The sequence below is a fragment of the Mangrovactinospora gilvigrisea genome, assembly GCF_001879105.1.
Lineage (GTDB): Bacteria > Actinomycetota > Actinomycetes > Streptomycetales > Streptomycetaceae > Mangrovactinospora > Mangrovactinospora gilvigrisea.
Map to the genome: position 1 here is coordinate 172,483 of NZ_MLCF01000002.1, position 19,015 is coordinate 191,497.

A 19,015-nucleotide genomic window follows, 5' to 3' on the forward strand; every position below is an offset into this window, starting at 1 on the left:
CGACGACTCAGCAACAAAGCCCCACGCGGGCTGCCCCGGCGCCGGACCCTTCGCTTTACTGATCAATCGAATCATGCGAACGGGCCGTTGCGGTCCGCACCACGACGAGGAGCGACGGGGGCAGACACGTGACCGATCAGGACGGTCCGCTGATCGGCGGCCGGTACCGGCTGTTGGAGCGGCTCGGCCACGGGGGCATGGGCACCATCTGGCGGGCCGTCGACGAGACGGTCCGCCGCGATGTGGCCGTCAAGGAGCCGCGGCTGCCCGAGAACCTGACGCCCGATCAGCGCACCCGGTTCTTCGAGCGGATGCTGCGCGAGGCGCGCGCCGCGGCCGGCGTCGCCAACCCGCATGTGGTGACGCTGCACGACGTGGTGATCCACGACGGCCGGCCGTGGCTGGTGATGGAGCTGGTGCGGGGCCGCTCGCTCGCCGACGTCCTGGACGAGGGGACGCTCTCGCCCCGCGAGGCCGCCCGGATCGGCGCGGCCGTCGCCGAGGCGCTGCGCGCCGTGCATGCCAACGGGGTGCTGCACCGGGACATCAAGCCCGGCAATGTGCTGCTCGCCGACGACGGCCGCGTCGTCCTCACCGACTTCGGCATCGCCCAGGTGGAGGGCGAGGCGCCGATGACCGAGACCGGAGCGGTGGCCGGCTCGCCGGAGTACGTCGCCCCGGAGCGCGTCAACGGCCTGCGCCCCGGCCCGCCGTCCGACCTGTGGTCGCTGGGCGTGCTGCTCTACCAGAGCGTCGAGGGCTGGTCGCCGTTCCGCCGCTCCAACTCGATGACCACCATGCTGGCGGTGCGGGACGAGACCCCGCCGCCGCCGGCCCGGGCGGGCGAACTCGCCCCGCTCATCACCGCGCTGCTGCAGAAGGACCCGGCCGCGCGGCCCGAGGTGGGCGCGGTGCTCGCCGGGCTCAAGCACGTCGCCGAGCCGCCGCCCGCCCCGCAGCTCACCCCGCCGCCCGGGGCCGTGCCGCCCGTCGGCCCGGGCGGCACCCGCCTGGACACCGGCGGCCCGGTGCCGCCCGCCGCGCCGCCGAAGGCCTGGCACCGGCGCCCCCGCAACCGCCTCATCGGGGCGGGCCTGGCGCTGCTGGTGATCGCCGGGGCGGCGCTGGCCGTCGCCGACCCGTGGGCCGGCCCCTCCGGGGTGCCGTCCACCTGGGTGTCGAACGACGAGGCGGCGGTGAAGATGACCATCCCGACGCCGTCCGGCTACCGGCAATCGTCGGACACCAGCGGCTCGGCGCAATCCCTGTTCTGGGACTCCCCTGCGCCCCACAAGAAGCAATCCGATCCGACCACCAGGATTTCCGCCGCCTACGACGACCAGACCAGCGACAAGTCGTCGGGCGATGCGGCCGACAGCACGCTCCAGAGCTACGACTCCAGCAGTTTCAGCGACATGGTCTACACCAAGGAGCACTATTCACTGGACTACAAGGTGCCCTTCCACGGCCAGACCGCGAGCGTCCTGGACTACACGTTCCGCAGTAAGAATCAGACCAGGGGCACAGACCACCGCATCATCCAGTTCGCGGTACTCAGCAAGGACAGCAAGACGGAGTACGAGATCACCGTCAGCGTCAGCGGCACGGAGGACTTCGTCAACGGCGATGCACCCAAAGCGATCTTCGACAAGGTGATCGCCGGCCTGAGGATTCCTCAACTCACGTCATAGCCAGCCGAGTTGGGCTATGACACCGCATCGGCACTCTCTGCGCCCAGCGGCCGTTGGAGATACGGCCAGGAGTGGTGGTCGGCGGCGCTGCGCAGACGGTGTCGTTGCCCGGTTCGGGGTGTCACGCGCGACTTCGGAGTGACGTGATTCTTCGCCTTGTCGCCATCAGGCAGAGGCTGGGCGGTGGGTCAGCCGCCGAAGTGGAGGCCGATGGGGTCGAGGTAGGTGCCGTACGGGGCACTCTTGCCGCCGATGAGATCACTCTTCCAGGGCCAGGAGAGGATGGCGGTCCGGGTGGCGTTCGGCGGCGTAACGCGCACCGAGGAGACGGGGAAGTTCTGAGCGGTGCCGTCCTTCGCGGGGGCGAGGTAGACCGGGGAGTAGGTGCTGGCTCCGCGCTGGACGGTGACGGCCTCCACTTTCTGGGTCGAGCGGCCCAGCGACCAGGTGCCCTTGCCGCCGACCAGGTCCACGCCCGGGAAGCCGCGCACGGTGCAGGATCTGCTGCCGATATTGGTGAACTTCAGCGAGGCGATGGTCTGGGGCTGCTTCGTGTCCGGGGCGTCACCACTGGCGGTGGACCAGCCGGTGCGCCACTGGCAGCCGCCGGCGCCGCCAAAAGCGCGGGCGCCGCCGTTGGCCACCCCGGCGCCGGTGGAGGACCCATTCCCGTTACTCTTTCCCGTCCCGCCAGTGGAACCACCGCTGGGACGGCCTGATGTGCTGCCACCGCCGGTGCCGTTGCTGGTTTTGCCGCTGCTGTCGCCGGCACCGCCCCGCAGCGTGGCCGCAGCATCCTCGTTGAGGCGGTAGTCGGGATGCCGCGCCCGTTCGGCCTCGTCGCGCGCCTCCAGTACCCGGGTGAGCAGATCCTCTTTGGAATCGAAGTAGTGCATCAGCCCTGGCAGACTCAGATCGCAGCGGGCAGCGACCTTGCGCAGCGACGTGCCACGATACCCCTCCTCGGCGAACACCTCGAGCGCGGTCTGGAGGATCTGTGCTCGCTTTTGCCTCGCCCTTGCGATACGGGCCGCGTCTCGCCATGGCCGTCACCCTAGTCTCCGTCACGCGAACCGAGGTGCGCTGTACACGGTGGCCCTTTGGACAAGCACCAGCATGTTTTCTCTCAGACGCAATGCTCTTGGCGACTCCCAACGCCCCCGGTGATCCTGCAGTCGTCACATCGGTGCTCACACAAGGGGGTCGTTCCATGAGGTTGGGCAAACGCACCGCGGCAGCGGCGGCGACGGGGGCCATGGCGATCAGCCTGATCGGCATCGGCGCCGCTTCCCAGGCGCAGGCTTCCACCGCCCAGTGCGAGGGGAGCAAGACACCGCCGGCCGGCACCCTGTGCCTCCACGTCAACTACGGGGACGGTTACTACGTCTGGTTCGGCCCGTACAGCAAGTGCGAGGTGGTTCGTCCCTGGGAGGGAGGCGTGATCACCTGGGTGAAGAGCAACCAGATCGGCAACGTGCACTCCACCTACTACTCCGGAGGCAAGACCCTGGGGACCCGGCCGGCCTACTTCACCGGCAGGCCGCCCGGCTACATCAGCGCCAGTGTCGGCAACGCTGACAACGTCCGGGTGTGCTGACACCCCCGAGGGGCCGGAGCGGGGCCCCGCCCCGGCCCCTCGGCGGCACTCGCATACTCCAGGAGGTCTCAGCAGGAGAAATCGCGGCCGCAGCCCCGCCTTGTGCACCCCGGGGGCCGTGTCCTTGATGCGACTCTGCCGGTCGTAGTCGGCCTGCCCGGGAGCGTCGCGGACCTCCTGCAGCTCCTTCGCCTGCAGGCGGCCAGCGTTGTCCGCCTCTGTCCAAGCCGAGGACCGACCCGGATACTCCTTGAGGTAGGCGTGGACGGCGGTCTGCGGCTGGTGGCAGGCCACCGCGCATCCATCGGCTGCGGGGAGTTGGCTCTGTCGTCGGCTTCGGGCCGAAGGTTACGGCCCTGGCCGGGAGCACGTGAGGAGCCCGGCTTCGCACCGTCCTGTCCGCCCAGTCTGGCCAGCAATGGATCCCCACCAGGGCAGCGGAGACTGCTTCTCGCGTGTCCGGCCGGATCTCCTTCCGGCACGCGTCCCTACCATGGCTTGCCGAGGATGCTTGGTGCCCGATATGGACGCGGGTAGGCAGGGCTGGCGCCGCCGAGCAGGGTGTGCGTCGCGCCGTTAGCAGGAGGGGCGGTCGGGCCGTGACCAGGGCGAGCAGGTGGTGGGGCCACGTCTGCACCAACTACGGGCGGCCTCGCGCCTACAGCCTCCTGCCATGGCGGGAGCGCTACGCAGGACTCGGCGAGTACCGCGCCCGACTGGGATGGGAGCATTCGATCGGCCGCTTCGCCAGCGGGGTCGGCTGGTGCTGCCCGGTATGCGGCGACGAGTGGCGGCTGTGGGTCCGTCTGGGCGGACGGCTGCGCTGCTGGTACCCGATGAGCGATGCCGAGTCGGGACACCGCTCCAACTTCGGCCCCAACTCCTCCTGGTGGGATCGCGGCTACCGGGCCGAGGCGGACGCGGCCGGGGTGACGTGCACGCACACGCGCATCAAGGTCGTCAGGGAGACCGGCCGCTGCGACGGCGCGCTCGACCGCAACATCCTGCTGGAACGCTGCCGCGACTGCGGCCGGGTGGTGCGCTGGAGCCTGGATCGGCAGGAGGCCGCGGCCTTCACGACCCATGGCTGGGCTTGGACGTGTGGCACCATGCGGACCTCCTCGTGCAGCAGGGAAAGCTGGTGGTAGGACGTCCCGGCGGGCTCCAAGCCCCCAATCAGACTCGGTCATCCTGGCTCACCAGGATCGGCGAGGCGCCCGCGATGAATCGGCCTCCGGCCGGTATCTAGTCCGTGGATCCCGCCCAGACGGTGGTCGGTGGCAGGGTGAGGGCCCACGGGCATCGGCGCGCTCCCCCGAAGCGTCCGGGTGATGGCCGCGGAGCGCCGCTCGTCCCCGTCGCCCCTGCGGGCCGGGCCTCGGGGTGGCAACCGCCTCCTCAGCCGCGGGAGCTGACCACTAGGTGGATTGTGGTGCCGGGGCGGATCGCGGTTCCCGGGCGCGGATAGCTGCTGATGACGCGGCCGGCCGCAACGTTGCGGTCGCTGCCGTCGGAGACGGTGTGGCGCAGGCCCAGCTTGTCCAGTTGGTGCTCGGCGTCCGCCCGGAGCTGGTTGCGCAGCGGCGGAAGCGTGACGGTGCTGCCGTGCTGGGGGCCTGCGGTCGTCGCCGACGGCTTCGCATCGAGGGCCGGTTGCGAGGGGCGGGTACTCGCCACGGTGGCGGCCGCGGGAGCGGGCCGCTCGGTGCGGTCGGCTCCTGCCCAGGCCAGGGCGGATCCCGACGCGATCAGGGCCACCGCGGCCGCCGCGATCCCAGCGCGGCCGGCACTGCGGCGGCGGGCGGCGCGACGAATGCGCGAGGGGTCGACGCTGGGGGCTGGGGTCCGATTGGCGAACTGGTTCACAGCGGCGCGCACCTCGTGGTGGTTGTAACCGTCGGTGTGGTTCTCGAACATGGGGTTCTGCTCGGTCATTGCGCACCTTCCGGAAGGGAGGACGGCAGGGTCGCGCGGAGCTTTTCCAGGCCCCGCGCCAGCTGCGAGCGCACGGCGCTCGCCGAGATTCCCAGCATCTGGGCGATCTGCGCGTCGTCCATGTCGTGCAGGAAGTGCAGGACGACGACGGTGCGCATGCCCATCGGCAGGCGGTGCAAGGCCTGGATGAGTTCGGCGCGCAGATCAACCGCGCCGTAGGCATCCCTCGGATCGGGCCTTCGTTCGATCTCGGCGAGATCTCCGGTCTCGGCCGTGCGCACCAGGCGGCGCCATCGGTCGTTGGCCAGGTTCACCACGATGCGCCGCGCGTACGCCTCGGGCGCATCGGCCCGCCGCACCTTGCGCCAGTGTCGGCACACCCGCACCAGAGTCTCCTGCAGGAGGTCCTCGGCCGCGTGCTGATTGCCAGTCAGGACATAGGCCGTGCGGAACAGCGCCGCGGAGTGCTGTACCACGAAGCCGTCGAAGCCGGCAGGGGAACTGTCTTCCACTCGTCGCCCCGTTCCCGTCGGTCGGTAGTTGGATGTCTCATCCGCTTCGACTGCGTCGATATGGGCATATGCTGCACCGACGCCAGACATGTGACGTGGGTCTCAGAGGTGGCGCGGGTGCCGTTCGCTTCCCATCACCACGGGGCGTGACTCGGCGATTGGCCGAGGAGGGGCTCAATGGGCTAACGGAGGTGTGCGATGCGTGCGCTGTACGGGCTGCGCCACCCGGCACTGGCAGAGAATCAGCAGAGCCGTCAGCATCGGGCCGTCCGCTGTGTCCCGCGCAATGGCATCGTTGTCATCCTCCTCGACTCCGCAGACGTCGCCGAACCAGGAGCCACCGGCCGGCGCGAGCAGGGTGAGCGCGTGCGGCTTCGGCGCACGCTCGGGCCTGACGACATGTCGCTCGAGGCGACCGGCGAGGGGGAACTGCCGCATGGCGCTCTCGTCAGTGCTTCACGCACATGAAGGACACGCTGGTACGGGCTCAAGATAACGGCCGACGATCTTCTTGCCGGCGTCCGTGCCCTGGCTGGCGGCCGGGACGGTGGTGGCGGTCTTGACGCTCTGGGCGTCGACGATGCACGCGGTCGGCTCGGCTGTTCGGCCCTCCTGCTGGCGCAGGCGTCTGTGCAGGAGGCTGCTGACCTGGGTGAAGATGCCGTCCTTCTCCCACTTGGCGAAGGGGTCTGTAGACGGTCTCCCAGGGCGGGAAGTCGTGGGGGAGGTAGCGCCACTGCATGCCGGTGCGGTTGAGGTAGAGGATGGCACTGAGGATCTCGCGCAGGTCGTGCTTGGGTGGACGTCCGACGTCCAGGGCGTGGCGGCGGCACTCGGCCCGCCAGGCGGTCAGGATGGGTTCGATCAGGGCCCAGCGGGCGTCGGACAGGTCGCTGGGACGGCCCCGCATGGGATAGGGGGATGGCCTTGCGACGCCCACGGCACGAGCAGACGTCCTCCGCGGCAAGCCGCCCGGCGCCCTCGGAGGTCGGCCCGGCACGCCAGACCGGAGTGATCACTCGTTGCGAACCCATGCGCGCAGCGGCGGCCGACCCCGCCACGCCCGAGATCGAACGTGCGGGCGACACCAATGCCAAGGCCCAATCCACTGCTGTCCTTGGTGCATCCGACAACGGCGTCAACCTCGCCACACCCTGACGCCATGTCAGTCGCCAACAACCCGCGGCCCGCCTCGCCGCGATCGCGCCGAACGGTGATGGCGCCGCCGGCCCGGCCGACAAGGGCCTTGCGAACACCGGCTGACGAGTGATCGAACTGGACATGCGTGCCCGTCAAGTGCGCCACACTGAGCAGCACCCGCTCCCCACACCGAGGCGGCCCACGATGCGCCTGCCTGCCCCCGTCCCGGCCTTGGCGATCCCACCTGGATTCTCATCGAGGCCGGCGGTGATCTCGACACCCCCGGCCTTGAGCGGCTGTGCGCGCTGGTTGTGGCAAACGTCAACTTCTCGGCTGTGAACGGCCGAGCTTGCGAGTAGAGCGCGGCTGGCTGCCGCGTGGTCTCCCGCGTCCGGTCACCCCGGTCAGGGGGTTTCTGGGACGGATGACTGCCGCCCCGCGTTCCACACGACAGCGCCGCGAGCGGCGATGGTGCGGGAGCCGTTGAGATCCGCGTGCAGCACGATCCCGCAGGACCGGCACGTAAACCTGGCTTGCGTCGGCCGGTTCTTCCGGTCGATGTGATGGCACTGTGAGCATTCCTGGCTGGTGTATGCCGGATCGACGTACACCACCGGCAACCCGGCGCGTTCCGCCTTGTAGGCGAGTCGGGCCGCGGGGCGAACTCGAGCACGGCCGGCTCGCGCGCCTCGATGACCCGCACCAGATGGGTACGACCGGGCCCGGCGCCGGGCTCCAGGTAGTCCGTCACCGCAAGGCCGGGCCAGGCGGTCTCCACCGTCATCGTCTCGCCCAGATAACGCTGGACGGGGACCGGCTGGGCGCCGATGGGGCGTATGGAGAAGTGCCCGGCGCGCGCCCCGCCGAGCAGATCGGCGAACAGCGCGGGGGAGTCCGGCTGCGGATGGCAGAGCCAGACCAGGCGGGCGTCCGGGGCCAGCAGTGCGACGCTGTGCTCGTCGGCGAGCATGGCGTGCTGCTCGATCGGGGCCGCGGGCACGCCGCGAAGGTGCAGGTCCCGCTCGGCGCGCAGCAGCCGCAGCGCGGCGGCGGCCGCAGGCGTGTCGCGGACCTGCAGACCAGCGACGCTGAATCCGGTGCCGACGTGCACCCCCCAGGTCGGCCGGTCCCAGTTGGGCGAAGGGCTTCTCGGCGTCCTGGTCGCCGCCCAGATACAGCACGGCGGTTGCTTCCGTGCGGCGTCGGGCTGCCGCCAGGGCCGCGATCCGCTCGTCGGCGGGAGCCGGGACGCCCATCAGGGTGGAGGCGGCCGTCGCGGCCAGCTCCTCCAGCGCGCCCAGTGCGGCGGTGATCTCGGGCGTGGCGGGGAGCTCGCAGCGCACCAAAAGCCGCGGGGCCGCGGCGACCTCGGCCAGAGCGCGCCGAAGGTCGGCAGGAACAGGGGAAGGGGCCACCGGTGAATCTCCAGAAGCAGGTCTCGGCAAGGCAGTTGCGCGGCCGGGGCAGCGTGAGGCGCCCATCGGCCGGGGGGAGGGTGCGTATAGGCCCGAGCGGAACGCTAAGATCCGTATCCTTGTCCTGTCAATGCTTCAATCGAAGCTCTTCGATAGAGTGAACGTTGCAGGTCACAGGCACGGCGAAGAGAATCGGCAGCGGCTACACTCACCGCGGGCCCGCAGGCGGCATCCGAACAGACGCAGAGGGCAGGTAGGCAATGGCAGAGCGGGCGTCGAGGCGCGGCGGCGCCAGCATCTACGACGTGGCCAAGCGGGCCGGCTTCAGCATCTCCACCGTCTCCCTCGCCCTGAACACACCCAACCGGGTCCGCCCCGCCACCTTGCGCGCCATCCTCACCGCCGTCGACGACCTGGGATACCTCCCCAAGGCGGAGGCGGCCTCCCGGGCACGCCGCAGCACCCACCGGGTCGGCGTCGTCGCCCCTTCACCTCCTACCCCTCCTTCATGGAGCGCCTGCGCGGCGTGCTGTCGGCCGCAGCCGAGCAGCAGATGGAGATCGCCGTCTTCGACGTGGAGTCCGCAGCACTGCGCCACCACCTCATCGACAGCCTCCCGCTCACCCAGCGGGTCGACGCCCTGGTGGTGATGGGCGTCGCACTCAGCGACCGCTTCGCCAACCGACTGCTGCACGACCAGGTGCCGACAGTGCTCGTCGGCACCTGCAGGGGCGGCTTCTCCTCCGTCACGGCCGACGCCCGATCCGGCGGCCGCCTGGTCGCCGACTACCTGCTCGCGCACGGGCACCGGCGCCTGGCCTGGATCAGCGAGGCCCCCTCCGCCGGCGACGACGCAACGCCGCCGTTGGCCATGCAAGGACGGGAGCGCCTGGCCGGATTCTGTGAAGGACTGGCAGCAGCGGGCCTCGACCTCCCCGCGGCACGCCGACTCAGCGCGACCCATTCGGTGGAGGGCGGCCGGACGGCGGCCGACCAACTCCTCGGCCTGGACGAGCCGCCCACCGCCGTCTTCGCCTACGACGACGTGCTGGCCGCCGGAGTCCTCAAGGCCGCGCGCGAACGCCGTGTTGCCGTGCCCGACGCCCTGGCCGTAGTCGGCTTCGACGATGTGCCGTTCGCCGACCCGCTCGGCCTGACCACCGTCCACCAGCCGCTGTTCGAAGCAGGCCGCAGCGCACTCCGCCTGCTGCGCGACCGCCTGGCTGACGGCCCCCACGCCGCAGTCCACTCGGTCACCACCGAGTACCGCATCATTGCGCGGGAAACGACCTGACGCAGGCGCCCCCGCCGACGTGCACGGCACACCGGTCCGGGCTGCCCTTCGTGCCGCAGATCCACTCAGCCTGTTCATGGGACCGTGCGGTCGTGGGTGCACCATCCGAGCAGGGCTGACCCAAGGCCGGTCGTGACCAGACGTGCGCCAGCCGCAGGGGGTTTGGCAGCCCGGGCGGAGTAAGGGCCTCGGGGCGTCGTTGATCAGCTGGCTCGCCGAGACTGCTGGTCTCGCGAAGCCCCGCCGCCCCGGCCGGGTCCTGTCCGCACGCGGGTGCCGGTCGGAGATACGCCGGTCGGGGCCCCGCGAAGCCATGCCTTCGCGGGGACCCGACCCTGCAGCGTCAGTCGCATCGGCGTGGGCGGTCGTGGTGCGGGGTTGGGTCTCGTGGTGGCGGCCGCCGACGCCTGGTGAAGGCCCTGGGCCTCCGGGCAGCCGCTGCTTGTGCTGCTGGTCCGGATGGGTGGGGTCCGCGCCGACACCGAGTGGAGAGCCCGTGGTTGCGGCGGGGTGTGGTGGAGAGTGGGGTCGGGTGCACGAAGCGGTTCGCTGGCCGCTGTGCCTGCGGCGGACGGTCTCCGTGGTCGATGCGGAAGGCTGCCGCCGGGCGTCCGCGGCTCTATTGATCACTCCCCGAGGAGCCGGCGGGCGGTGCCGAGGGGCCCCTGTATGGTTCTGCTCTGCTGCAGGGGCCCTGAGGCCGACCCTCCGCTGGCCCGGGTGCGGTGCGGACTGATGCACAGTCGGCCGAGAACGGGAAGCCGCCGTCGGCGGCCCGGGGACTGACGGCCTCCCCGATGTGCCGGTCCGCCCGATCCCGCGCGGGATCACCCGGCGTGGCCCGCCGGAGCCGAGCCCGCGGCGGGCCGTCCCGGTGACCCGGGCCGCCGGGCGCGCCCTTGGGCACCGGGACGGGCGTGTCCGGCATCGGGCCCATGCGGGTCTTCGCTGTCAGGCGATGATCCTGTAGGCGGAGGTCTCGCCGGTCCCGCCGCGGGCCCAGACGGCGACCAGGTGGCCGAAGACGATGAAGCGGCCGCTGGGGCCCCAGTGGGGCGAGCAGGTGGTGAGGGTGATCAGGCGCCGATTGGTGCCGAGGCGCCGCCCCTGGTCCGGGGCGAGCACCCGTGCGTCGTCGGGACCGGTGGTCTGGGTGGCGTCCACGACGTAGCGCAGGCGTCCCTCGCCCGACTCCGCATCGATGCGGCTGCCGCGGTGCACCGAGCCGGGCAGGTCGGCGAACGGCGCGAACCCCGACCAGGAGGAGCGGTGGCCGGCCAGCGCGAAGTTGCCGACCGCTCCGGGGGCCGCGCTGCCCCGGTAGTGGCCGATGCCTCCACCTTCGACTCCAACGCCTCCACCTCCACCTCCGGCTGCTCCCACGCCCACCCGAAGGCGACCGATCGATGCTCACCGGCAGGCGAGTGCCGCTCAAGGTGGTGTTAGCGTCTGCGGCCATGGACGAACGCATGATCACAGCACCTGATGGAGTGTCGCTCCACGTCGGGGTCAGCGGCTCCGGTCCGGATGTCGTCGTACTGTCCGGCGGCCCAGGCTGTGTTCACTACCTGGAGGACGACCGGCTGGTTCCGCACGGGATGCGCGCGTGGTTTCCTGAGCCGCGCGGCGTCGGGCGCTCCGGCGGCGGCCCGCACACGATGGCCGAGGCAGTCGTGGATCTTGAGGCCATCAGGGAGAGCCTCGGCATCAGTAGGTGGAGCGTACTGGGACACTCCTGGGGCTCCGAACTGGCCGTCCGCTACGCCCTCCAGCACCCGGATGCGGTTGCCCAGGTGATCAGCGTCGCCGGGCGCGGCCCGCAGCGGGACCGCACCTGGTCGCAGATCTATGAGGCCGGCAAACCCAACGACGTCGTCATCGAGATCGCGAACGAACCTGCGGTGTGGAAGTCGCTGAGCGCCTCCTTCACCGAGTGGATCCATCACCCCACCCTGTTCCGAGACCTTGCCGACTCGCCCGTGCCGATGGCGTTCATCGCCGCCGGCGGCGACATCCGGCCCCCGTGGCCACTGAAGCAGCTCGCCGAGCTGGTGCCTGGTGCCACCTTTCAGGTCGTTCCAGATGTGCCCCACGACTTCTGGTCGACCCACCCGGACATCTGGGTCGAGGTCGTCACCGCAGCATGCGCCGCAGCAGATACGGCGCGAACCCCAGCCGCTTGAGCTTCCACGGGCGCGGGTCGGGACGCAGTACTGTCCGGTCCCGGTACGTAGCGGTTCCGCGCCCTTTCGGCGGCCGGAACCCAGGAGAAGCCCCGGCATGCCATGTGAGCCGGGCGCGGCCGCCGATATCCGATGGTGGGTGGGGTGCGGGTGCGCTAGCGTGCCCGGCGATGAAGTGAGTGTGCCGGGCCGCGCCCCAACTGTGGGGCTGTGCGGTCCTCTTCCGGTTCAGGCCGTCCCCGCGTCCCGCGGCGGCGGTATCTCGGCGATACCGAAAGCAGCCACCTCATGACCTCGACCAACCCTGCCCGCTCCGCGCAGCCGTCCGGCCCCGCCACCGCGGACGGCCGCAACACCCCGGCCCCCACCTCCTCGGAACTGGCTGCCGTGCTGGCCGAGTGCTGGCAGCTGGACGATGCCCGCATCCAGCCTCTGGAGGGCGGCATGAACTCTGTTGCCTTCTCGATCACCCATCCCCGCGGCCGGTTGGTGGCCAAGGCGGTCCCGACCCGGCAGCGTGAGCAGTTCCTGCTCGGACTTGAGACCGCCGTGCGCGTGGAGGCCGGCGGGATCCCGGCCGGCGCGCCGGAGCCGACCGTTGACGGGCACCTGGCCGTGGAGCGCCGCGGCTGGGTGCTGGCGCTGCTGCATTATGTGGACGGGCGGCCGCTGGACGGCAGCATCGACGCCGACCGCGCGGTGATCGGAGCCGTACTGGGGAAGGTCCACCGGGTGCTGGGCACGCGGACGGTGACGGCGGAGCAGGCCTGGACGGCGCTGGACCTGCTGGACCGGCCGCCGGCCGGCACGCAGGCGCTGGGCGTGCGGGAGTGGATTGCTCCCGCGGTCGGTCGGGCGCTGGCCGGGGTGCGGGCCCTGGACCCGCACACGCTGACCTGGGGCGTGGTGCACGGCGATCCGGCCAGTGAGGCGTTCTTGGCCGGTGCGGCGCCGGGGGTGTGCGGGGTGATCGACTTCGGTGCGGCGGCGGTGATGCCGCTGATGTTCGATGTGGCGTCCGCGGTGTTCTACAACGGCGGCCTGGAACGCTCGGCGACGCTGGTGGACGCCTACGCCGCCACGGGTGTGCTGGAGCGGGGGGAGATCGCGCGGGCGCTGCGGCCCATGGTGGTCTACCGGTTCGCGGTGCAGGCGGTCTACTTCGCCGGCCGGATCGCCAGCGGTGACCTGACCGGTATCGACGGCCAGGAGGACAATGAGCGCGGTCTGGAGTTCGCGCGCCGCAACCTTCCCGGCTGACGGCGCTGCCGGGACTGTCGTCTGCCCACGGCCGTCAGCTCCCAGTGCAGGTGGTTGTAGCTGGGCCCGTTGCCGACGATGGCGCGGGTCAAGGCGGTGTGCCCGGCGTGGTCCAGGACGTCGGCGAGGGCGTCTTCGTCGAGCGCCGCGCTGTCCTCGACGGCCTGGCGGATCGCGCGGTGGCCGGCGGAGACGATGCGGCGGGTGTGGGCGGTCGATCCCTCCATTGCAATGAACCCGCCGTTCGGGTAGGCGAGGGCGTGCAGCACTCCGTCGCCGGCGGGGGAGTGCCGGAGCGTCAGGGAGGTGGGCCAGGGCAGGTGGCGGGGACGATCAGGCCACCTCGCGGGCGGATGCGCCGAGCGGATTCCCGGCCCGCTGATCCCGGTGCCCAGCGCCACCTCCGGGGTCAAACCCAGGAGGCCCGCTCGTCGCGAGACAGAAGCGAGTTCGGGGGACCTGGTGCCCCCGGGCCTGCGTCGCTGGGTTTTGTCGCCTTCGATAACCGTCAACCTCGGGGTGTTTCTATCCGTGGTCGGTCTTACTCGCGGCTGCCCGCCTGAAGATCCAGTGGATGCACCGGGACAGGGGCTCAAGGTGCTTCGTGACGAGAGGCCTTCCGCGTTCGCGCGTCACCGCAGCTGTCGTCCTCAGGTCGGCACGGCGCACACGGCCCGGTCCGATCCTTGCTCTGCGGCCCGCGATCAGTTCGCACAGTTCGGCTGCCAGGGCCGGGGAGTCATCCAGACTCAACGAGAGCCTCCAGGTTCCGGCGGGGATGTGAGTCAGCGCGGCGAGCGGCAGGTGGGCACGGCCGGTGCGGGCGCGGAGCTGTACGTCGACGGTGATCTGCTCTCCTGATTCCCGGTCGAGCAGGACCTTTGCGGGGAAGGGCGTGCCGGTGCAGGGGGCGGCGATGGGCAGGCGGAGTTCGGGGCGTGGTCCAGGCAGCACGCTGACATCGCGTCCGACCAGCTGCGTGGTGAGTCTCTTGCCCCGGCGGCCGACGTCGAGGGTCAAGTTGCTGTGCGTATCGGTGAAGTAGGGGATGACCGGGTGCCTGCCGATGGCCGGGAGCATGGGGAGGCACAGGGGATCGACGGCCGGTGCGCGGTCGGAGCCCAGGCGTGCCTTTCGACTCGCACCCAGGCCCTTGAGGGGGATCCACACATCCCAAAATCCACGATCCAGCAGGGTGGGTTGGTCGCCTGTGAGGTGAACGAGCCGTCCGGTCCCCCGCGCGACGAGGTGGTAGCGGTTGCGGCCGGGGAGCGGGACGAGTTCCGGCGAGGACCCCCACAGGCAGTGCCACTCCACCCCGGTTTCGCGGTTGCGCAGCGACAGCGAGGTCGTGAAGTGCGTCAGTTCGTCGGTGACGTCGACGTGTTCCCCGGCGGGCAGAAAGCTTCCGGTGACAGCCGGGTCGATGATCAGGCGGTCGTCGACGCGGAGCAGCGGCAGTGGCTCCCGGTCCGGGCCGACGGCCAGGCGTGCCGTCGCATCGACGGCGAGCGTACCGTCGTCCTCCCATCGCACGGCTTCGAGTCGAGCGGCCGCTTTGACCGACTTGCTGAAGCGGGCGAGGGCCATGAGCCCGGTGTGGTCTTTGCGCCGCACCAGTGTCGAGCGGATGCGGTTGATGGCGCCGAGGCCGGAGTGGACGCCGTCCCCCATGTACTCGGATCCCAGGCGGGCGACCTCGTCGAGGATCTCGGCCGCGTATTCTTCGGTGTAGCCGAGAATCGTGTGAAGGCGGCGACGGTTCCGAGGCTGGCAGCCCTCAAGGCGAGCGCGACCACGAGGCCGGCCGCTGCGGTGACCAGAACGGACAACAGCCAGACGCCCCATGCATCACCGAGCAGTCCGACGAACGGGGCGAGTAGGACAGGGTAGCCCGGGCGCGAGGAGAAGATCTTCTGGTAGCGGACGGGCCAGAAGGGCCAGACCACAGCGTGGTCGAATGCGTGCGTTTGGGCCAGCTGACGCTTCATCTTGGCCCCGCAGGCTCGCTTTGCGGCGCTGCCCGCCGCCGTTGCGGGGGTGGCGAATGTCGTGTCCCCGACCCGGTGGGAGGCCTGGGCGGTGCGGATCGCGCTCAGGCAGTAGTACTGGCCTGCGGCCTGCGTGGCTGTCGTCTCGTCCTGACCCAAGATGCGGTGCGCGTAGGTGACGTAGTTCAAGGTGTCGGGCGTGGCCTGCATGGCGACGTTGCCCGCCTGCCCCAGGGCGAACAACAAGGCCAGAAGGCATGCGATCGCGGGCGTGCGCAGTGTCCGCGCGCTACGGAGAGTAATAAATGCGGCCACATGTCCCTATCGGCAGGACGGGCCCGCTGCCTTCGTTGTCCGCAGCCATTTCACTCCGAAGGACGAGTCCCGCCACTCGAACGTGACAGTGAGCTTGTTCCGCTTTGACGGACACGTTCGGTGTGGTGGTCAGGCCGCGTGGGCGTCCTCGTAGCCGGCACAGCTCGACGATCTCCGCTTTGAACTCGGGCGTGAACGAGCGCCGTGGGCGCGGCTTCTTCTTCCCCATGCTCTCCATGGTGGACATCCCTCCGGGGCCGTAACCCCTGATCTCGGAGTCCGTGTCGGCAACGGCTGAATTTTGATCCACTTTGAGCGGGTGAAACGTGATCCAGGTGGCGTCTGTGTCGGTCAGTCGTCGTCGGTGCTGGAGCGGTCGCCGAGGCTGCGGCCCTTCATCCGGTAGGACTCGCCCTTGAGGGAGTGGACCTCGGCATGGTGGACCAGCCGGTCGATCATGGCGGCGGCCACGGTCTCGTCGCCGAAGACCTCGCCCCAGCGATCTGGGGCTGGCACTTGTTCGTTCCCGGGAATCTGTGCTGCCACCGGCCCGTATCCATCTCCTGCGGCTCTCGTTGGTTCTCGTGGTGGGTCCCGGATTTTCCAGGTGCCACCTTGACCGTTCAGGCGCGAGGAAGGTGTGCCGGTGGCCGGGACGAGACTGCAGGTCATAACCGGAGGGGCGGTTCCGCAGGAACCGTTGAGTACGGACCCCTGGCAGTTCCAGACGTTGTGCGTCGACGCATTCGTCGCCTCGTGGCGGGCCCGCGGGTTCAGCCCGGTGACCATCGACAACGACATCGGCCTGCTGGAGCGGACGCTCAAGGCCCTGGGCCGGCCCGCCTGGGAGGTGACCGCAGAGGACATCGACCGGATCGTCGGCGACCTCGCCGTCCAGGGCCGCAGGACATCGACCCGCCGCGAATACGTGCAGATCTTCAAAGGCTTCCACCGCTTCCTCCAGGCCCGAAAGGCTGCCGAGATCGAGGCCGCCTTCGGCGTTCGGCTGGTCTGCCCCATCGACGAGTTCAACGCCTCACGGCATGTCGGTGACGACTCGCCGGCCCTGGTGCCGCCGCCGAGCCCGGAGCGGATCGGAGAGTTCTTCGACTTCATGAAGCAGCGGATCGCGACCGCGCGGAAGTATGGCCCCGCCGCCCGGGACTATGCGATGTTCCGGACGCTGTATCACGCCGGGCTCCGCTCCGAGGAAGCATCACTCCTGGAGAAGCCGGACCTGCACTTCACCCGCGGACCGTTCGGCAAGATCCACGTCCGCTTCGGCAAGGGAGCCCACACCTCCGGACCCAGGCCGCGCTGGGTGCCCATGCTCGACGGCCTGGACCTGGTGCTGCGGTGGTTCCTGGAGGACGTGCGGCCCAAGTTCCCTGATTCCCCCCTGCTGTTCGCGGACGAGTCCGGCGGCCCCCTCCACCGCGGGACGATCCGCAACCGGCTGCGCTATCTCATGCAACTGGAGGGCCAGCCCGCAGCCGAGTGGTTCAGCCCGCATGCCCTGCGCCGAGCGTGCGCGACCCACAACTACGAACGCGGCGTCGACCTGGTGGCGATCCAGCAAATGCTCGGTCACTGGACGGTCGGCTCGACCATGAGATATGTCCGGCCCTCGACCACCTTCATCGAGGACGCCTATCAGCGGGCCGTGGCCAGCACACTCGCCGAACTGACCGGGAAGGAGTCCACGGAATGAAGATCCAATGGCGTCTGCGGATGGCCGCCGCTCAGCGTGAGGTCTGGACCGGCACCGAACTGCGGCGTCTGCTGGCCGAGAAGGCCGGCCTGGACCTGTCCTCGGCGTCGGTGTCCGCGCTGTTCACCAAGGAGCCCTCCCAGGTGAAGATGACGACCCTGGCCGCGTTGTGCACCGCGCTGGAGTGCACTCCCAACGACTTGATCGAGGTCGACACCACGCCGGTCGAACGACCCGTCGCCCCGCCCCGTCCGGTCGCCAAGCTCCCGCGGGTCGCCTCCGCGCGCGGCCGGTCGATGCCACCCATGTGACCGGCGGCCGAGGTGGGGAAGAGACAGCGGGACTGCGTCACCTGCGGTGCCCCGGTCGGGTTCCTGGACCGCGAGCACTGCTGCCGGTGCTGGCGCCGGATGAAGGAAGACGCCGCGCGATCACCATGCCGGTCCTGCGGCCTGCAGCGAGTGCTGCAGCAGGACACCGGTCGATGCGTTCTGTGTTCGCGGATCTGTGAACAGTGCGGCCATCCGGTGCGGGCGAAGGACGGCCGGCTGTGCCGGGATTGCCGGAACAAGGCCCGTCGCCTGGCGGCCCAGCAGCCCTGTCCGCGCTGCGGCCGTCCCGGCTATCTGCGTGAGCCGACCGGCTGGTGCGGGTCGTGCTCACGGCCCCGGCCGGCGAAGAAGCCGCCGCGCATCTGCCGAGAATGCGGGCAGCTGCGGCGCCATGCCGGACTCGGCCTGTGCTCGCCGTGCTGGCAAAAGCATCCCGGCCGCCCCTTCATCCGCGGCGACCACCTGCGGGAACAACTCGCGGAACCACCCTGGTGGCTGGACGACTTCGTCGCGCACGTCGCCAAGCGACACTGCGTCTCGCGGGCCTGCGGCTTCGTCACCGACCTGGGCCGACTCCTGGGGGATGAACACCCCAACTCGCCGCAGGCCCTGTTGGAGCGATCCCGCCGACCGGGCAGGTCGATGGGATCCTTCGCCCGCGCGTTGGAGGACTTCTTCACCCGTCACGGCCTGGCATTGCCCACCGACCAGAGCGATCGCCTGGCGGCGGGCCGCCGCCGACGGCGCCTCGACGCCGTTCCCGATCCGCTGCGGTTGGCCGTGACGGCCTTCGACGCCTCGCGGATGCGGGCCCAGGAGCGGGCCCGCCGGGCCGGCACCCGGCCCCGCAGCAACCACACCCTGGAAACCGCTCTGTCAATCCTGCGGGATCTCGCGCTCTTCCTCGCGGCCGAACGGGGCAAGGACGGTTGGGAGTTGGTCGACGTGCAGGACATCGAGGCGTTCTTGAACACGCTGCCGCGAGCGCGCAAGCGACGGTTGACCGTGCTGCGGCAGTTCTTCCGCTTCGCCCGTGCCCAGCACCTGGTGCTGGTCGACCCGACCCGCGGACTGGCCGGTGACGAAGCCCGGGGATTCCGCGGTGCGACCCTCACCCTCGACCAGCAGCGCGGCCTCTTCCGGCGCTGGACCACGGACGAGAGCGTGCACCCCCACGAGGCCCTGGTCGGCATGCTCGCGCTGCTGCACGGCGCCTCCAGTACCGAGACCCGCCTGCTGCAGATCGACGACGTCGACGAGACCACCCAGAGCCTCCGCCTGGGCAAACGGCCCCGTCCGGTGCCGATGGACCCGGCGTCCTGGGCGGTCCTGCAACGCTGCCTGGCCCATCGCGACGGCTGGCGGACCGACAACCCGCACGTCATGGTCACCAAAGGAACGAAGGCCGGGCGGAGCCCGGCCTCAACTGCCTATCTCTCCCATGTCCTTGACCCCTGCGGCTTCCCGCCACGGATGATCCGCAGCACCCGTCTCCTCGACCTCGTGAATGTGATGGATCCGAAGCTCGTCGCCGCCGCGTTCGGGATGACGGCCGAGTCGACGCTGATCTATCTCGCCGACCGCGTCGATCCCGGAGCGCTGCCCGGGCCGGAAACACCATGACGATGGGCACCCCGCT

Annotated in this window: 17 protein-coding genes and 4 pseudogenes; 11 read left to right on the top strand and 10 right to left on the bottom strand. The window is 70.4% G+C overall.

The genetic code is table 11. The features are described from left to right. Window positions 1-128 precede the first annotated feature (128 nt). The gene (locus tag BIV57_RS00835; RefSeq protein ID WP_071654612.1) at window positions 129-1,691 is read left to right on the top strand and encodes a serine/threonine-protein kinase; all 1,563 of its coding nucleotides are present in this window, start codon (window positions 129-131) and stop codon (window positions 1,689-1,691) included. A gap of 188 nt (window positions 1,692-1,879) precedes the next feature. Here the strand turns inward: BIV57_RS00835 and BIV57_RS25710 are convergent, their stop codons facing one another. Further along, complete coding sequence (locus BIV57_RS25710) at window positions 1,880-2,335, bottom strand: DUF4232 domain-containing protein (protein ID WP_245797376.1); 456 nt, start codon at window positions 2,333-2,335, stop codon at window positions 1,880-1,882. A 177-nt stretch (window positions 2,336-2,512) separates the two neighbouring features. Further along, window positions 2,513-2,735, bottom strand: a pseudogene (locus tag BIV57_RS00845) (TetR/AcrR family transcriptional regulator); the annotation flags it as partial. Between the two features lie 166 nt (window positions 2,736-2,901). Here BIV57_RS00845 and BIV57_RS00850 point away from each other — a divergent pair. After that, window positions 2,902-3,288 carry a hypothetical protein gene (locus tag BIV57_RS00850; RefSeq protein WP_139275369.1) on the top strand — a complete coding sequence of 129 codons (387 nt, stop codon included), beginning with the start codon at window positions 2,902-2,904 and terminating at the stop codon, window positions 3,286-3,288. A gap of 599 nt (window positions 3,289-3,887) precedes the next feature. Next, window positions 3,888-4,436, top strand: a complete 549-nt coding sequence (locus BIV57_RS00855; RefSeq protein ID WP_071654614.1) for a hypothetical protein — start codon at window positions 3,888-3,890, stop codon at window positions 4,434-4,436. A gap of 250 nt (window positions 4,437-4,686) precedes the next feature. Here BIV57_RS00855 and BIV57_RS00860 read toward each other — a convergent pair whose 3' ends face one another. Beyond that, on the bottom strand, window positions 4,687-5,223 hold the full coding sequence (locus tag BIV57_RS00860; protein ID WP_071654615.1) for a PASTA domain-containing protein: 537 nt from the start codon (window positions 5,221-5,223) through the stop codon (window positions 4,687-4,689). Next, window positions 5,220-5,735: a SigE family RNA polymerase sigma factor gene (locus BIV57_RS00865; protein ID WP_071654616.1), complete on the bottom strand. Its 516-nt coding sequence runs from the start codon at window positions 5,733-5,735 to the stop codon at window positions 5,220-5,222. The genes BIV57_RS00860 and BIV57_RS00865 overlap by 4 nt, the downstream gene beginning before the upstream one ends. 198 nt (window positions 5,736-5,933) lie before the next feature. On the opposite strand from BIV57_RS00865, the gene BIV57_RS24430 reads away from it, so the two are divergent. Further along, a complete protein-coding gene (locus tag BIV57_RS24430; RefSeq protein WP_139275371.1) occupies window positions 5,934-6,203 on the top strand; it encodes a hypothetical protein in 270 nt (89 codons plus the stop codon). Window positions 6,204-6,230: 27 nt separating this feature from the next. Here the strand turns inward: BIV57_RS24430 and BIV57_RS23760 are convergent. The 3 genes and pseudogenes from BIV57_RS23760 to BIV57_RS26700 form a co-directional block, all read right to left on the bottom strand. After that, window positions 6,231-6,645 (bottom strand): annotated as a pseudogene (locus BIV57_RS23760) (transposase); the annotation flags it as partial. 634 nt (window positions 6,646-7,279) lie between these two features. After that, complete coding sequence (locus BIV57_RS26835) at window positions 7,280-7,489, bottom strand: zinc ribbon domain-containing protein (protein WP_473234595.1); 210 nt, start codon at window positions 7,487-7,489, stop codon at window positions 7,280-7,282. Between the two features lie 92 nt (window positions 7,490-7,581). Next, window positions 7,582-7,845, bottom strand: a pseudogene (locus tag BIV57_RS26700) (trehalase-like domain-containing protein); the annotation flags it as partial. Between the two features lie 705 nt (window positions 7,846-8,550). Between BIV57_RS26700 and BIV57_RS26705 the strand changes: the two are divergent. Beyond that, a pseudogene (locus tag BIV57_RS26705) lies at window positions 8,551-8,706 on the top strand (LacI family DNA-binding transcriptional regulator); the annotation flags it as partial. A 92-nt stretch (window positions 8,707-8,798) separates the two neighbouring features. Further along, on the top strand, window positions 8,799-9,584 hold the full coding sequence (locus BIV57_RS00890) for a LacI family DNA-binding transcriptional regulator (RefSeq protein ID WP_079169902.1): 786 nt from the start codon (window positions 8,799-8,801) through the stop codon (window positions 9,582-9,584). Between the two features lie 951 nt (window positions 9,585-10,535). On the opposite strand, the gene BIV57_RS00895 is transcribed toward BIV57_RS00890, so the two are convergent. After that, window positions 10,536-10,967: a class E sortase gene (locus BIV57_RS00895; protein ID WP_175548622.1), complete on the bottom strand. Its 432-nt coding sequence runs from the start codon at window positions 10,965-10,967 to the stop codon at window positions 10,536-10,538. 74 nt (window positions 10,968-11,041) lie between these two features. Here BIV57_RS00895 and BIV57_RS00900 point away from each other — a divergent pair, with 74 nt between their 5' ends. Both BIV57_RS00900 and BIV57_RS00905 read left to right on the top strand, forming a co-directional pair. After that, the gene (locus BIV57_RS00900) at window positions 11,042-11,767 is read left to right on the top strand and encodes an alpha/beta fold hydrolase (protein ID WP_071654719.1); all 726 of its coding nucleotides are present in this window, start codon (window positions 11,042-11,044) and stop codon (window positions 11,765-11,767) included. 288 nt (window positions 11,768-12,055) lie between these two features. Next, window positions 12,056-13,027: a phosphotransferase enzyme family protein gene (locus BIV57_RS00905; RefSeq protein ID WP_071654623.1), complete on the top strand. Its 972-nt coding sequence runs from the start codon at window positions 12,056-12,058 to the stop codon at window positions 13,025-13,027. 525 nt (window positions 13,028-13,552) lie between these two features. On the opposite strand, the gene BIV57_RS00910 is transcribed toward BIV57_RS00905, so the two are convergent. Together BIV57_RS00910 and BIV57_RS00915 are read right to left on the bottom strand one after the other, a co-directional pair. Then, on the bottom strand, window positions 13,553-14,875 hold the full coding sequence (locus BIV57_RS00910) for a hypothetical protein (protein WP_419185673.1): 1,323 nt from the start codon (window positions 14,873-14,875) through the stop codon (window positions 13,553-13,555). Window positions 14,876-15,684: 809 nt separating this feature from the next. Next, window positions 15,685-15,849, bottom strand: coding sequence for an ATP-binding protein (locus tag BIV57_RS00915; protein ID WP_272868236.1), 165 nt, complete (start codon window positions 15,847-15,849; stop codon window positions 15,685-15,687). Window positions 15,850-15,973: 124 nt separating this feature from the next. On the opposite strand from BIV57_RS00915, the gene BIV57_RS00920 reads away from it, so the two are divergent. From BIV57_RS00920 to BIV57_RS00930, 3 genes are all read left to right on the top strand, one after another. Continuing rightward, entirely contained in the window at window positions 15,974-17,044 is a 1,071-nt protein-coding gene (locus BIV57_RS00920) for a tyrosine-type recombinase/integrase (protein ID WP_245797365.1), read from the top strand. Further along, window positions 17,041-17,355: a helix-turn-helix domain-containing protein gene (locus tag BIV57_RS00925; RefSeq protein ID WP_071654626.1), complete on the top strand. Its 315-nt coding sequence runs from the start codon at window positions 17,041-17,043 to the stop codon at window positions 17,353-17,355. Before BIV57_RS00920 ends, BIV57_RS00925 begins: the two co-directional genes overlap by 4 nt. 150 nt (window positions 17,356-17,505) lie before the next feature. Beyond that, entirely contained in the window at window positions 17,506-18,999 is a 1,494-nt protein-coding gene (locus BIV57_RS00930; RefSeq protein WP_217651671.1) for a site-specific integrase, read from the top strand. The last annotated feature ends 16 nt before the right edge of the window (window positions 19,000-19,015 follow it).

Excerpts from the sequence above, each read along its gene's own strand:
- BIV57_RS00890 (WP_079169902.1), top strand. The coding sequence starts at position 8,799 with ATGGAGCGCCTGCGCGGCGTGCTGTCGGCCGCAGCCGAGCAGCAGATG.
- BIV57_RS00925 (WP_071654626.1), top strand. The coding sequence starts at position 17,041 with ATGAAGATCCAATGGCGTCTGCGGATGGCCGCCGCTCAGCGTGAGGTC.
- BIV57_RS00910 (WP_419185673.1), bottom strand. The coding sequence starts at position 14,875 with ATGGGGCGTCTGGCTGTTGTCCGTTCTGGTCACCGCAGCGGCCGGCCT.
- BIV57_RS00850 (WP_139275369.1), top strand. The coding sequence starts at position 2,902 with ATGAGGTTGGGCAAACGCACCGCGGCAGCGGCGGCGACGGGGGCCATG.
- BIV57_RS24430 (WP_139275371.1), top strand. The coding sequence starts at position 5,934 with ATGCGTGCGCTGTACGGGCTGCGCCACCCGGCACTGGCAGAGAATCAG.
- BIV57_RS00860 (WP_071654615.1), bottom strand. The coding sequence starts at position 5,223 with ATGACCGAGCAGAACCCCATGTTCGAGAACCACACCGACGGTTACAAC.
- BIV57_RS00905 (WP_071654623.1), top strand. The coding sequence starts at position 12,056 with ATGACCTCGACCAACCCTGCCCGCTCCGCGCAGCCGTCCGGCCCCGCC.
- BIV57_RS00900 (WP_071654719.1), top strand. The coding sequence starts at position 11,042 with ATGGACGAACGCATGATCACAGCACCTGATGGAGTGTCGCTCCACGTC.